Genomic DNA, 14,497 nt, shown 5'->3' on the forward strand with positions numbered 1-14,497 from the left:
AATCGGTTGGCATCAGGGGATTCGCCGCTTTGATATGCTCCCGTTCATATTCTCTTTTAACAACTTTTCAATAAACTGATCCACCACCATTTCAACCACTTCACTTCTGGTTGTTTCCAGACGATTGGCCAGACCATCAATTTTTCTGAGCACAGACATTCTCAGAGAAAGAGAAATAGGCTTTTTCTTCTCTTTATCAAGGAAAACATGACTGGTGGCTTCTTCAGCTTTGAAGCTGAGATGCTGGACAAGCAATTCTTCAATCCTTTTCACATCCTTCTTGGCCAGCATTCCTTTATCAACTAACTGATAGGTATTACCCATTTTGCTAAACCGGATATCAGCGCAGTAAAGATCTCTCAATTCCCGTAATGCACGCGTTAATGTTGGCTCCGAACAATTGAGTTCCCTAATGATCTTAACTTTACTAACCGGTTTGCCATGTGAAAGTAATAAAGTTAACTTAAAATTTCTGAATTGTTTGGGATTGAGCAGCATTTTTTATTACCAAGTTAGGGGTAAAAACCCCTAAACTTCCTACTATTAACTAAAAAATAATTTTCAGAATAACCACTATCACAGGTAAATCAATATCAAAACAAATTAAAATCATTAATAATATTTTACCTGTTCCGGGTTCTATGCTGCTTCAGGCTCTATACCATAATGTTCTGCTCTCGCAAGAATATTCACCGCCCAGCGTTGATGGGTGGCAGGTTCACACATCACTCCCTGTGATTTAAAAACAGCCTTACTGGAACTGAGAACATTCAGCGCTTCAGCGTGATCATGGGCGCTGACCATCAACGCTCGTTGGATGCATTTAATCTGCCTTGGATGTATGGCCGTTTTTCCCACCAGACCGTGGGCAATATCTAACTCAAGCTCTTTCTCAAGCAATTTCAAGTCGTCAATATGCTCACAAACTGGCGCAGTCAGGACAAATCCCCGTGCAACAAAAACGGCAATCAACATTTTAATGACATATCCCATTGGACCATCATAAAGGGTGAAATTACGGGAGCGCCGCAGAGACATAACATTCATCAGATCATTACCGCCAATGCGTAAGGCAATAATGCGATCCTTGCAAGGGTGAATTTTGAGAATGTCGGCAAGCTGATTCATTTTCTGAACATCAAACACCTCTTCACTTTCCAGTGTTGGCATGATGCACAGATGAGTTGGACCAATGATATCCCACCAACCGGATAATGAAGCGTGGGTAAATTTGGGTAAAACCAGTCCATCAATGGCACTGAGATTCACATTGGCAACCAGATATTTCGCCATCATTTCATTACGCGCCCGGATAAAAATCAGGGGACGATGGCTTTCGGCATTAGAAGAAAAACTATCAGCTTCCGCCAATGCTTGCATAATCTCCCTGAGATTTTCGATGGCAGCAGGAATCTCCTGCTCACTGACCGCATCTTCCAGACAAATAACCAGAGAACGCAGATTAGGGATCTTATTCTGCAATACAATTTCTGCAATATTTTGGCGGGTAGCAGGTATATACAGAGTGGCGCCAAGTTGGTATGGAGAAGGAATCGGTTTCATCAGACGACCTTTTTGATGATAGTTACAGCACGATATTGACCTATTAGAGCACCGACTTCCGTAATCACTACATTTTTCTGACGTGCTAAGTGAACCAATAGGGCAACATCAGGATCATCCTGAGAACGCACAAGTACATGTTCTGGCACACGCCGTAATACTGCGCGGGTTGCTTCTGCAATACCGGGTTTAATTCGGTTAATACTGTCAATCCGGTATTTTTCAACAAGATCGGAAATCACTGTTTTGCTCAATTGCTGCAAAGGCGCTTTTTCCTGCGACAACCAAACAGCTTCGGGTATAGTGGCCACATCCAATTGATCTCGCCAATCAGCAACAGTATCCACCAACAAGCGACTGCATTCAAACTTGATCAGGTGATCACACTGCATACAACCGTGCAAACCTTCTTCACACCAGATCGAACGCGATATCAGACCCGATACCGGTGCCCCCATAATGCCAAAAGGAATCAACCAATCATCATCGCTGGCTGCCAGCCACGAACAGCCACAAGGATCAGCCAAAACCACCAGTCTAGGGATCCCTGAATAACCGTCCCGCCCCGCCAAAGATCGCGACAGTTCTGTGGTAATCGCACCTTTGCCTGTCCAGCCATCAACAAATACCACCCCATCCGTGCCATGTTCCTGCTCGATATACGATAAAGCTGTATTATCAATGCCACGATCCCGAATAATGCTGATGCCATAATGATAAGAACGCTTGCCCATTTTTCTGAGGGCCTGATGCAACATAACCCCCAAAGGAACACCAGCCCTGACTAAACTGACCAACACAATCGGCGTATCACCAAAGCGGGCTATCAGTGCCTTGGCTAGCATAACAACTTCCGTTGCCAGTCGAACAGCCCCTTGTTCAAGCGCTTTATCAAACAGTTCAAGGTGATAAGGCGTTGGCTCTGGCTCCTGACTTAACATATCTGAATAATGACGAACGCCAGACTGGATCAACTGCTCTTTAACATCGACAGGTGTCATCTCAATTTGAACGGGTTCCAGCAGAAATTGAACATCATCAGAAGCATAACTCCCAGAGAAAGGGGGAAAGCTATTCATTATTTACAGCTCCAAATAAAGCATTCATTAATATGTCAGAAAACTGACTTTGCCGGGGCATACCAAACCAATCACAAAGTTGCATAAAACGGTGATCGCTCAGACTATCTCCCAGGCCAATAACCGGGAAAACGCCTCTCTCGGCGTGAAGCCTTTGCAAAAGGTGATGAGTAGCCAAGCCCTTGTCAACACACTTTGGCAGCACAGTAAGATTGTTATTGTTTTGATGAAAGTAGAAATTTTTATGTAAATCAAAGCATTGATGGAGTTTATTCTCTTGAGCCAAGGCTTCAGCCAGTATATTAAGCTCATTCAACCTATCTTGATTACGGTGTTTAATAATCAGGAAAACCGGCATATCACCATACTCATAATCAATGCGTGCCCATGCATCCATGCCATAAGACGCGATCAAACAATGGCTCAAATGTTCCAACTCACACAATTTATCCCGATACGACATCAATTCCGATAGTACGTGCGATTGCCAATACTCATCAACAGAACCTTCTGGCGTAAGGATCACCGCGCCATGCGAGGCAATTCGCCAAGAACTGAAAGGAATTTGTACACGGCTGAGTTGTTCTGTATTTCTGGCTGTGACCGGAATAACCTCAGCACAAGCCAGCAACCAATCAACTAACATGGACTGTTCTTCGGTCATATAACTGTGGGGAGAATTTTTCCGATCCAACGCTCCCACCCGGAAAGTCGATGTATCCGATATTTCTTTCAGCTTCCGGCGAGATTGAAATAATGTGTCATCAAGATCGGTCAAAAATACGGGCTTAATCATATCCGACGATCTCTACAACCGGAGAAACTTGGACAAGTTGTGCCATCAACGCCGGATCAACGGACAATTTTGGCGTTTCAAGACAGAGCAATATACGGTCAAACTTCTGGTGCGCGACATTGTAGAGAAAATTCGGAATGCTAAGCCCGTAATTATCTGTAAAAGCCATTACTGATTGAATAGCATGACCGCAAGAGATAGGGGAACGGGTTGTCGAACCAAACACCACCGATGCTCCTTCCTGCTCAAGCCGCTCAGCAAGCAGGAACGGCTGCCAGACAAATTCACTGGAACCCAATACCAACACATTTTCACCCGCTTTGGCCCTGATTGTTGTACCAATATCGCACTGAATTTCATCCAGGCCCAAACGCCCCCAATTCTGTTGGCCGATAATGCTGACCTCTCCCCGAGCCGTCACATTAACTGGAGGCATCACCGGAACAGGAGCAGATATATCAGCATCCCACTGCCAGTTTCCTTCAATCAGAGACACCACAGAAACCGGCAATGGACTGCGTTTCACAATCGATTCTCCACTCCAGTCCGTTAATGTCACGGTGACAATATGTTCAATATGCTCAAGCCCTGCATTACGCAGCGCATCCAGCAAATTCAGGAACGTGTTACCCGTAGTTGCTTCATCATCAATCAAAACCAGAGTTCTGGCATTTATCACCCTTTGGTGCAAGCGGTTTTCTGCTGGCCAATAAATCAGATGATCCGTAGCATGACTGTGATTTTCCTTAAACTCACACAATAAGTCTCCATCAACGGGATGGCGTGTTGAAGTCAAGAAAACTGACTCATCAACTTTGTGTTTCGTTTCCTGAAACACGCCCGCAGCTAGCCCGACCGCCGTTTCTGCCATACCAATATACAGGGCTGGGCCGGGAAGATTAGTAGGAAACTGCCCAGACAATTGCTGGTAAATCGAACGCATGATTGATGGCTTGACCGGAATATGTCGTCCCAAGACCTTACTGACAAATAAGAAGGCCCTTTTGGGATTACGGCGTTCAGCGATATCAAACAATGTTTCCAGAGAGGCTGTGCCACGGGAAGCCATCACCGTCAACGTCCCACTGTTTAATTTTTTTTGATAAATCTGTTCTTGAACAACCTGTTTCTTATGGTTTTGTTTTTTATAATTTTGTTTTTTATAAACATGGGTGTCACCCAACACAGTCATGATGTTGCCTTTTAAAAAATTTCAGCGCATTTCGGATGATTGATGAAAACAATGACTCTTTTTCATCAATCAAATTCAGCTATTCAGCTATTCAGCTATTCAGCTATTCAGCTATTCAGCTATTCAGTTATAAACATATTCAGTTATAAACAATAGTTAAATGGTTAGATTGCCAAGTCACCAAAATGTTAATCTGTTAAATAACCATAATTAAATACCATAACTGTCAGAATTTACTCTTAATTTGGTGTGATAAAAATGGCAGTCTAGAATCGGCAATAAACATATGTCAATCATATTATGATTTTTTAGTGTAAAATTTGTTTGACTTTTTTTTATGAAAAAGAAATCATAAACTATGAAGCCAGATCGCTTCCTATCATACGATTAACAGCCAGATATACTGTTTATGGGAATCATAATATGACAGATTTCAGCTATCTATTTGTCATATTATGATTTTTTAATACGTCAAATTGCCGTGATTCACCGACAAACAGGATAGAGGTGTCATTAATGGTTTCGTTAAACAAAAATCAGTCAGTTTCGCTCGCCAAACAGAGCGCATCACTGGCTAAAGTAGATTTTGGTCTGGGATGGGATCCTGTCATCAAAAAGAAAGGCTTTCTTGCGAGCTTATTCGGTAGTGGCAGTGATGAAATTGATCTGGATGCAAGCTGCATGATGCTTGATAAATCTGGCAATGCCATCGATACAGTGTGGTTCGGCCAACTGAAATCAAAATGTGGTTCTATACAACACACTGGCGACAACCTGACGGGAGAAGGCGATGGCGATGATGAAGTTATTCGCGTCGATCTGCTCAAACTTCCCGCTAATGTCGAATACCTTGTATTTACCGTTAATAGTTTCCGTGGTCAAACCTTCAATGATGTTGAAAATTCCTTCTGTCGCGTCGTTGATCAAAGCGGTAAAGAGTTGGCTCGCTATCAGTTGAATGAACAAGGGACCCACACAGGCATTATCATCTCCTCTCTACGCCGCAATGGTGGTCAGTGGGATTTTACGGCACATGGCGTTCCTTGTCTTGAGCGTACTATTGACGCTATGTACCCGCAGATCGTTAAGACGGTGGTGGTGTGGTAATGAATTTAACCCCTGGGGGCAATGCCCCCGTTTCTAATCAAACCCTTACAGTACGGGTTCTGTCTGGTTCAGCCGTTGATGTTTCTGCTTTTCGTCTATATGCAAATGGTAAAGTCAAGGGCGATCCGGACATGGTGTTCTACGGTCAGCCAGTCAATAACGACAATACCATTCGTCTTACTGGCGGCAACATCAATACCTCATTCAGCGTCAACTTACCCGCATTGGGTCAGGATGTTCAGAAAGTCGCATTCACCGTAACCTGCGACGGCAACCAAACAATTTCCAATCTGCGCAATCTAACTATTCAGGTTGAACTGAACAGCAGCGTGATTTTGCAGGGAGATGTTGAAGTACAAGGACGTCCAGAAGCAGCCTTAATCCTCGGCGAACTGTATCGCCGTAATGGCGAGTGGAAATTCCGTTTTATAGCCCAAGGTTTTAATGGCGGCCTCAAACCACTGGCGGAGCATTTTGGCATGGATATCATTGATGATAATGCGCCAACCTCAACACCTGCTCCGGCATCCACTGCACCAACGCCAATTAATGTTAATTTAAGCAAAGTTTCTCTGACCAAAGAAAAGCCGGCTATCAGCCTGAATAAACGCGACAACTACGGTAAAATCCGCATCAATCTGAACTGGAATCAAACCTCCTCATCCTCTTCAAGGGGTATATTGCAGGGTATGTTTGGTTCAAACAAAAATGTGGATTTGGATCTTGGTGCATTCATCCGGTTGCAGGATGGAAGTCGGGGCGTTGTACAGGCATTGGGGAATAGCTTTGGTGATTACCGTTATGAGCCATATGTAGAATTACAGGGCGATGATCGCACGGGTAGTGTAAGTGACGGTGAATGGCTCCACATCAATGGTCTTGAATGGAAAAACATCAGTGAAGTTTTGATCTACGCCTTTATCTATGAAGGTGCACCTAGCTGGGATAAAACCGACGGTGTAGCCACAATCTATGTCCCTGACCAGCCACCAATTGAAACACGCATGACGGAAGGTCACAACAACAAAGGCATGTGTGCCATTGCACGCCTTGTAAATGAAAACGGAGCCATCAAAGTAGAACGTATAAATCAATACTTCAAAGGGCATAAAGAAATGGACAGAGCATTTGGATGGGGCTTTAGTTGGACATCCGGTAGTAAATAATACTCTTTTTTACAAGACGTTTTTAACAAGTGGAGGGGCTTATGTCCTTTTTAAACAAAATTAAATCAGCATTTAACTCAGGACGTGAAGAACTGACTAATCAAGTTAGTCGCTTCAAAAACAAAAAGTTTATGGAAGGCACTGTAGCAGTATGTGCGCATGTTGCCATGGCGAGCGATGGCGTCAGCTCAGAAGAAAAGCAGAAAATGATAGGGTTCATCAAAAACTCCCCTGAACTAAATGTCTTCGATACTACAGAGATTATCGGATTTTTTAACAAGCTGGTCAGCAGCTATGAATTTGATGCTGACATCGGCAAAGGTGAAGCAATGAAATTCATCATGGCCCTGAAACAACAGCCGGAAGCGGCACAGCTTGCTTTGCGCGTAGGTATCGCAGTTGCCAAAAGTGATGATGATTTTGATGACAACGAAAAAAAGGCGGTTCGAGAAATTTGCTTAGCCCTTGGCTTTGCACCGGCTGACTTCGGACTATAATCGCAGATAATTTAAGAGACTTACTCTATGTCATCCACGCACATTGGTTTTCCGATGGAAACCGTTGCTGTATTCATTTTTCTGTCGGTTGGTGCGCTCTTTATCGACCTATTTATGCATCGTCATGATAAGCCGATTTCGCTGCGCAGTGCCGCTCTTTGGTCTATTTTCTGGATCGCGATTGCTTTTGTTTTCGCAGGATTTCTGTATGTTCATCATGGTGCAGAAACAGCGAGTCTGTTTGTAACAGGGTACGCACTGGAAAAAGTGCTTTCTGTCGATAATTTGTTTGTCATCATGGCGATTTTCTCTTGGTTCGCTGTTCCTGACCGCTATCGTCACCGAGTTCTGTATTGGGGTATTATCGGTGCTATCGTCTTCCGCGGTATTTTTGTCGCCATCGGGACAAGCCTTCTGGCACTTGGACCGTGGGTTGAAATCTTATTTGCGGTTATTGTTGGCTGGACAGCAGTCATGATGCTGAAAAGTGGTGATGACGACGATGAGATCGAAGACTACTCACAGCACCTTGCCTATCGTCTGGTAAAGCGCTTCTTCCCAATTTGGCCGAAACTGCGCGGTCATGCTTTTGTGCTGAACCAAAAAGAAGTAGATGAAGAGCTGGCTAAACCAGAAAACGCCGATGTGAAAGTGGGTCGAGTAGGCAAATTCATGCTTTATGCTACACCACTGATGCTGTGTCTGGCAGTGGTTGAACTATCTGATGTTATGTTTGCCTTTGACTCTGTACCTGCAGTTATTGCTGTCAGCCGGGAACCTTTAATTGTGTATAGCGCCATGATGTTTGCTATCTTGGGCCTGCGTACGCTCTATTTTGTACTTGAGGCATTGAGAAAGTATCTGGCGCATCTGGAAAAGGCAGTAATCGTTTTGCTGTTCTTCATCGCCATTAAACTGGGTCTGAACGCCTCTGAGCACATATTCCATCATGGCTATTCGATTTCAGCGACAAGCAGCTTGTTTGTGGTGATTGGGGTTCTGGCAGCCGGTATTATTGCCAGCTTGCTGTTCCCACAAAAAGAAAACGCAAGCTAAATCCGGTATTAAGAATAATCAATTAACACGATGTAACAAAATGAGGAAATAACAATGGGTGTATCTCTCTCTAAAGGTGGTAACGTTTCTCTAAGCAAAGAAGCGCCAGGCATGAAAAATGTTCTGATCGGTCTCGGTTGGGATGCTCGTTCGACTGACGGACAGGACTTTGACCTTGACGCATCAGCTTTCCTACTGGCGGCAAACGGAAAAGTACGCGGTGATGCGGATTTCATTTTCTATAACAATCTGAAATCGTCTGATGGTTCCATTATGCACACTGGCGACAACCGTACCGGTGAAGGCGATGGCGATGACGAATCACTGAAAATCAAACTGGATCAAGTTCCTGCTGACGTAGACAAAGTGGTGTTTGTTGTCACTATCCATGACGCACAAACTCGTAGCCAGAGTTTCGGTCAAGTTTCCGGTGCATTTATTCGTCTGGTTAACGATGATACTCAAGTTGAAGTCGCCCGTTATGATCTGACTGAAGATGCTTCTACTGAAACCGCTATGCTGTTCGGTGAACTGTATCGCCACAACACAGAATGGAAATTCCGTGCAGTAGGTCAAGGTTACGCTGGTGGTCTGGCTTCTGTTTGTGCACAGTATGGTATCAATGCTGCTTAATTTAGATATTATTCAATATAAATATTTCAGTATGAATATATAAGTTAACATACTGAAGTTAATATATTGAAGTTAAAAGCCCTGCTTATATTATTCAGCAGGGCTTTTTTATTAGCTTGTTAAATAAAGGCATCTATTAACTAATAAATATCATCATCCAAATAACTCAAAGAAAATAACCTCAAATCTTATCTAATTGACAGTGCATCTTCCCGACTTAAAAGTTAACATTTAGTACCAAACTGTTAACACAAGATGATTAAACTAATTTTTAACATCATGTTGGTTTATTCTTCCAACATAATTGACAATGTTAAATTATACCGCTTTCGATATCGAGCAATTTAAATTTTTGTTCAACATAATGAAAAAATCGAAAAATTATGATGAGGAAAAAGAGAAAGGAGATTTTTAAATGGATAACTATTTTTTAAGGATAAATCAAAGAGTTGCTTTGATTTTTATAGGTTGGATGTAGATAAATGGAGTTGAAAAAATGAGATGATTTATTGGTTAACAGTTTGGTACTAAATGTAACCCTTTTTCGCTTCCCTCTTGCCCGCCAAATTCCATCAAAGCGCCCCGCATTACTCGCGGTATACCTGACTGTATGACGAATATTACGATGACCTAAATAGTCTTGAATCAATCGAGTATCGACGCCATTATCCGCTAATGCATAACCACAAGAGTGACGCAACATGTGCGGATTCGCGCAAATCGCAATTTCTGCCTTGATGCTTGTGTTCCTAATGATCTTATAAAACTGTTGCCGTGATAAAGGCTCACCAGTTCTGGAAATAAACAACCATTCACTCTTGCCGAACCTCTCAAGTTTTTTACGCACACTTAACCACTTACGCAATAATTGAATTTCCCGGGAAACCATGGGATGGATAGTGGAAAAACCATTTTTCAAACGATTAACGCTCAAGCTCCGGTCACGCAGATCCACATCAGACATACGCAGCCCCAATAGTTCAGAAACGCGAAAACCGTGAATAAAACCCATAAAAAGCATGCAGATATTACGCTCTGCATTAGCACCTTTTTCTAATTCAGCCAATAGTTGTTCAATTTCAGATTGAGTTAAATATTTACGCTTTAACATAGTGTATGACTCTCTGTGGTAGTTAGTTATCTTCTCTTATAATTAAAATCATTTTTATAAAAAACCATCTTAAGCTCCCAATGACACAAAAAACACAATAAAATTATAAAAACAGAACAAATTATATGAAAAATTTATATTTTCTTTGCCTTTTATAAAGCAATTATATTAAAATTTATTAAATAATTCGATAATAAAAACAATCAAAAAATCGCTTTTAGCCATCCAAAATAATAATTAAGTAAAATTATATCAATATACCTCTTCACGCTGATAATGAATTAAATAAGATATTAGTGAAGAAGTAAATGACAATGACATGACCAATTTATGTCATAAATATGACAGTATGATTACAGTCAGGTTAATTAGTATAAACAGAAAAGTAACTATCTGAAATTTATTGATTATAAAAATAAAAACATCATTTAACTATTAAATAATCTATATATTTGATAATCCCAAAAATCACATAAATATTTACCAAATTCTTACTTATTCGAATTTTAGATAGGTATTTCAAAATGGATAAATATACAGTTATTTTTTGCGAGTTGCTTCGCAAAGAGTAACATTACCGATGGCATATTAGCCAACTAACCGCTAGGGTAGACATCGATTCTTAACCAATGAATGCGATACAGATGAAAAACACGTATGAATTCGCGGTGCAGTTCGGGCGAAGTGCTGATAGAGTATCGCTGTATATCCCAATAACACAAGGAACGTACAAATGAGCCTTCATGTTTCATTTTGCCAGACTGACATTGGTATCCCAGAATTAATACTGAATGGTAGTACACTCAGCGATGCTGGATTTACCGCGAATGAATTATTTCATATCTCACAGTTTTCCAATGGCGTTATTATCTCCCTCGTTGATCCCAACGCAGACTTAGTTAGTTTGATCAATGAAGTAGAAGATAACCCATACGAAGGAATCGATAGTATTCGTGAAAATGGTGAACTTTATATTGCAGGAGATTGGCTAACCATCAGCAACTTAGTGGAACAACCTATTAACATTGAAATGGAACCCGGTAAGATTGTTCTTAAGCCTAAATTGATGGAAATGCTGGCTTAAAAGCATTGTCATTAAAAAATAACCTTCCATCAATTAGCCGGAAAATATTAAGCAGAATTCCGGCTTTTAATGTTTCCTAATATTAAAGACGCGTTATTCGAAACGGCACTTCAAACCCTATAACCTATTTCCCACCCGCTAAGTCAATGAAATTGCCGGTAACATATGATGATTCATCAGACAACAGCCATGCAATGGCCTGAGCAACTTCTTCCGGCTGCCCTCCTCGTTTCATCGGTAAGGAATCTTTGATTCGCTCAACTCGCCCAGGCTCTCCACCATCGGCATGCATTTCAGTATAAATGAATCCAGGACGCACAGCATTGACCCTAATACCCTGTGCCGCTACTTCTTGCGCCAGCCCGATTGTCATCGTATCAATGGCACCTTTCGATGCCGCATAATCAACGTATTCATGGGGAGAACCCAGTCTGGCGGCGGCAGATGAAACATTAACGATCACGCCACCTTGCCCACCATGACGCAAAGCCATTCTCTTGATCGCCTCACGTGCACAGAGAAAAGCCCCAGTGACATTGGTTGCGAAAATTTCATTCAACCGCTCTGCCGTCAACTGTTCAATAGTGGCTTGAGGCTTTAATATTCCGGCATTATTCACTAACCCAGAAATATATCCCAACTCTTTTTCCGTCCTTTGGAATAACGTCATCACTTGTTTTTCATCTGCTATATCGACCTGAACCGCAATTGCTGACTGCCCAAGAGCGCGGATCATATCCACAACTTCATAAGCTCTATCTTCACGGTTACGATAACCAATACAGATATGATGCCCCTGCGTTGCTAAACAACGTGCCGTGGCCTTGCCAATGCCACGGGAACCACCTGTAATGATCGTGACTTTTTGCATTATTTTCACAATGCCATTCCCCCATTTGCGGTGTTATTTTTTCACATCAAAACCTTGAGCACGCACTAATTGGCTCATCGATTTTAAATCAGTCATCAAATCATCAACATTGTTATTCAGCAGATTCTGGTGCATTTCACTGAATGCCGCAGCCATCTCTTACAAGCTCTGAATAGAAGAATTAAAAACAAACAATTATAAATATATAAAATATAATACCTCCAAAACATAATCACTTATTCTAAAAAGAAATACAAATACGTTCTCTAGAAAAATAGAAATACTCCCTATGTTAAATTTGCAATCATAACATTCAAAACTATACTCCAAACTGCAAGAGTAGATTTCGGGTTTCAGTACTCTAATCAGAGGAAATATATGATGAAAAGCTTGAAGTTATCAGTTGCAGCATTACTGGTGTTGTTTTCAAGTGCAACGCTTGCAGCGCCAGCAGTATCAACCTCAGCCGAAGCTGCACCAAAAATAGCAACGGCAGTAAAATATGATGTTAAGACAGCAAAAAATAAAACTAATTCGTTAAAGAAGAAAGTAAGCAAAAAGGCAAAAAAACAAAAAGCGTCAAAGAAGAAAAATAAATCAGTAAAAAGAGGAGCCAATACGGCTCTTTGTAAAGACGGGACTTATAGCAAGAGTAAATCCCGCAAAGGGGTCTGCTCTCGCCACGGCGGTGTTTCTAAGTGGCTGTGATATTTTAGTTAATTGTCCATTATGCACAATTAGGGAGTTTAGGCTCCCTAATTATTTTCTGATAGTTATCGCGTTTTTTCACTGAATATTATGTTGTTTTTCCCTAGAACGAGAAATGACTAATGGTGATTTTCTTGCCTGATATTATACTCTAGTCATTTTCTTCGTCTTTACGATGCCTTTTATGATATTAATTTGCATGTTTTCTTCATCTTATATTATGGGATGTAAATTTATTACAACTATAAAATTATTTTATTTTCACATGAAATATCAACCCCCTGATATAAAATAACGCTGTGTCAAATGTGACTTGAAAGATGGATTATAAATTTTTCTTCCTCATCGGTCACATAAGTAAAAAACATTATTAATAATATAATCACACTATATTACGACACTGAAACTCAGATAATTAATGAAAAATTAACCACAAAAATAGATAAACGAATATAAACAACAAAGTTCCTTATGATAACTGTAATAAAGAAAAAATTCGTACTCTAATAAGAATAAAGCAAGGCAAATAAATTTCAATTAAATAACATTAAGTTATTCAGTAATCAGCGATAAATGAAACTGTTTGAAAAATCAATATAACACTATAAATCATCATATATCCAACATTGTTCGCCAGATAAAATCATAATAATTATTACAATAATTTACCATACGAAGTGAAAAATATAGATATTTGTCCGTAGGGTGCTAACATTCGTTATAGAAACGAAACTTATGAATGACGAATAATAGTAGCTATATATTGTTTGCTCTGTTAATATTCGTTTGTTTTTTATCCAGAGTAATAAAACGAGGAGAAGCAAATGCCCTCTCTAATGATGAGGACAAGTGCGGTCTTCGCTTTCTTTATCTCATTAATCTTTACCGGTCTGAGCCATGCCTCGACCAGTACCTCGAAAATGCAAGAGTATTCTCACAATGGCATGCCAGTAAATTTGCCTGATTTGCGAAAATACCCTTCAGGTACACCTCGGAAGAAAGCGTTTTTAAATATTATTGTCCCTGTAATTGATCAACATAATCAGAAGATTATGCAAGACCGCAAATGGCTCCTGACACACCAAAAAAATCATCATTGGTCTGTACAGGATAGTCATCGATTAAAAAAGATCTGCATGGATTACAAAATGACCTGCAATTCACCAAAACAGTTCAATTGGAAGAAATTGCTAAGTCGGGTTGACATTATCCCTACCCATTTCGTTGCCACACAAGCAGCCGCTGAATCAGGTTGGGGAACGTCAGAACTTGCCAAAAAGAATAATAATCTGTTTGGGATGCGTTGTAGCTCTTGCGGCAGAACTAAAGGAAAAGTCAAAGGTTATTCAGCTTATCTGACTATTAATGCTTCTGTCATTGCCTATATGAAGAATCTGAATACACATCGTGCTTATGAGTCATTGCGTTCTTCACGTGCAAAGCAGAGGACAACACAGGAGCCACTGAATACCAGTAAGCTGATCGATAATCTCAATGGTTATTCTGAACTGGGTGCTGACTATAATCGCTATTTACATCGAGTATTTAATGTCAATAGGCAGCTGATCTCACAGGCTCAGGAATTGGCTATTCAATAACACACTCCCGATAATCCATTTTGTATTAATTACAAG

Annotated in this window: 16 protein-coding genes; 8 read left to right on the forward strand and 8 right to left on the reverse strand. The window is 40.8% G+C overall.

Annotated features, from left to right (window positions below):
* Nucleotides 1–12: 12 nt before the first annotated feature.
* The 5 genes from PSI23_RS08045 to PSI23_RS08065 all read right to left on the reverse strand — a co-directional run bounded on the left by PSI23_RS08045 (nt 13) and on the right by PSI23_RS08065 (nt 4,507).
* Entirely contained in the window at nt 13–498 is a 486-nt protein-coding gene (locus tag PSI23_RS08045; RefSeq protein ID WP_273554604.1) for a tellurium resistance protein TerW, read from the reverse strand.
* Nucleotides 499–639: 141 nt separating this feature from the next.
* Nucleotides 640–1,563, reverse strand: coding sequence for an HpcH/HpaI aldolase/citrate lyase family protein (locus tag PSI23_RS08050; protein WP_273554605.1), 924 nt, complete (start codon nt 1,561–1,563; stop codon nt 640–642).
* A complete protein-coding gene (locus PSI23_RS08055) occupies nt 1,563–2,642 on the reverse strand; it encodes a cysteine protease StiP family protein (protein WP_273554606.1) in 1,080 nt (359 codons plus the stop codon). Before PSI23_RS08055 ends, PSI23_RS08050 begins: the two co-directional genes overlap by 1 nt.
* Nucleotides 2,635–3,438, reverse strand: coding sequence for a hypothetical protein (locus PSI23_RS08060; RefSeq protein ID WP_273554607.1), 804 nt, complete (start codon nt 3,436–3,438; stop codon nt 2,635–2,637). Before PSI23_RS08060 ends, PSI23_RS08055 begins: the two co-directional genes overlap by 8 nt.
* Complete coding sequence (locus PSI23_RS08065) at nt 3,431–4,507, reverse strand: phosphoribosyltransferase domain-containing protein (RefSeq protein WP_273554649.1); 1,077 nt, start codon at nt 4,505–4,507, stop codon at nt 3,431–3,433. The genes PSI23_RS08060 and PSI23_RS08065 overlap by 8 nt, the downstream gene beginning before the upstream one ends.
* Nucleotides 4,508–5,146: 639 nt before the next feature.
* Here PSI23_RS08065 and PSI23_RS08070 point away from each other — a divergent pair.
* Genes PSI23_RS08070 through PSI23_RS08090 form a run of 5 tightly spaced genes read left to right on the forward strand, consistent with a single transcriptional unit; the run spans nt 5,147 to nt 9,089 of the window.
* Entirely contained in the window at nt 5,147–5,737 is a 591-nt protein-coding gene (locus tag PSI23_RS08070; protein WP_273554608.1) for a TerD family protein, read from the forward strand.
* The gene (locus PSI23_RS08075; RefSeq protein WP_273554609.1) at nt 5,737–6,903 is read left to right on the forward strand and encodes a TerD family protein; all 1,167 of its coding nucleotides are present in this window, start codon (nt 5,737–5,739) and stop codon (nt 6,901–6,903) included. Before PSI23_RS08070 ends, PSI23_RS08075 begins: the two co-directional genes overlap by 1 nt.
* Nucleotides 6,904–6,944: 41 nt before the next feature.
* Nucleotides 6,945–7,400 carry a tellurite resistance TerB family protein gene (locus tag PSI23_RS08080; protein WP_273554610.1) on the forward strand — a complete coding sequence of 152 codons (456 nt, stop codon included), beginning with the start codon at nt 6,945–6,947 and terminating at the stop codon, nt 7,398–7,400.
* Nucleotides 7,401–7,427: 27 nt separating this feature from the next.
* Nucleotides 7,428–8,456 (forward strand): TerC/Alx family metal homeostasis membrane protein, encoded by a 1,029-nt coding sequence (locus PSI23_RS08085; RefSeq protein WP_273554611.1) that lies wholly within the window; start codon nt 7,428–7,430, stop codon nt 8,454–8,456.
* A gap of 54 nt (nt 8,457–8,510) precedes the next feature.
* Nucleotides 8,511–9,089: a TerD family protein gene (locus PSI23_RS08090; RefSeq protein ID WP_273554612.1), complete on the forward strand. Its 579-nt coding sequence runs from the start codon at nt 8,511–8,513 to the stop codon at nt 9,087–9,089.
* Nucleotides 9,090–9,519: 430 nt separating this feature from the next.
* Here PSI23_RS08090 and PSI23_RS08095 read toward each other — a convergent pair whose 3' ends face one another.
* Nucleotides 9,520–10,200, reverse strand: coding sequence for a tyrosine-type DNA invertase (locus PSI23_RS08095; RefSeq protein WP_273554613.1), 681 nt, complete (start codon nt 10,198–10,200; stop codon nt 9,520–9,522).
* Nucleotides 10,201–10,933: 733 nt separating this feature from the next.
* Here PSI23_RS08095 and PSI23_RS08100 point away from each other — a divergent pair.
* On the forward strand, nt 10,934–11,284 hold the full coding sequence (locus tag PSI23_RS08100) for a SymE family type I addiction module toxin (RefSeq protein ID WP_273554614.1): 351 nt from the start codon (nt 10,934–10,936) through the stop codon (nt 11,282–11,284).
* Between the two features lie 124 nt (nt 11,285–11,408).
* On the opposite strand, the gene PSI23_RS08105 is transcribed toward PSI23_RS08100, so the two are convergent.
* Together PSI23_RS08105 and PSI23_RS08110 are read right to left on the reverse strand one after the other, a co-directional pair.
* Nucleotides 11,409–12,155: an SDR family oxidoreductase gene (locus PSI23_RS08105; RefSeq protein WP_273554650.1), complete on the reverse strand. Its 747-nt coding sequence runs from the start codon at nt 12,153–12,155 to the stop codon at nt 11,409–11,411.
* Between the two features lie 33 nt (nt 12,156–12,188).
* Complete coding sequence (locus PSI23_RS08110; protein WP_273554615.1) at nt 12,189–12,311, reverse strand: hypothetical protein; 123 nt, start codon at nt 12,309–12,311, stop codon at nt 12,189–12,191.
* 222 nt (nt 12,312–12,533) lie between these two features.
* Here PSI23_RS08110 and PSI23_RS08115 point away from each other — a divergent pair, with 222 nt between their 5' ends.
* Together PSI23_RS08115 and PSI23_RS08120 are read left to right on the forward strand one after the other, a co-directional pair.
* A complete protein-coding gene (locus PSI23_RS08115) occupies nt 12,534–12,863 on the forward strand; it encodes a DUF3761 domain-containing protein (RefSeq protein ID WP_273554616.1) in 330 nt (109 codons plus the stop codon).
* A gap of 824 nt (nt 12,864–13,687) precedes the next feature.
* Complete coding sequence (locus PSI23_RS08120) at nt 13,688–14,461, forward strand: protein bax (protein ID WP_273554617.1); 774 nt, start codon at nt 13,688–13,690, stop codon at nt 14,459–14,461.
* Nucleotides 14,462–14,497 lie beyond the last annotated feature (36 nt).

This window comes from Xenorhabdus yunnanensis, from assembly GCF_028598805.1.
Taxonomy (GTDB): Bacteria; Pseudomonadota; Gammaproteobacteria; order Enterobacterales; family Enterobacteriaceae; genus Xenorhabdus; species Xenorhabdus yunnanensis.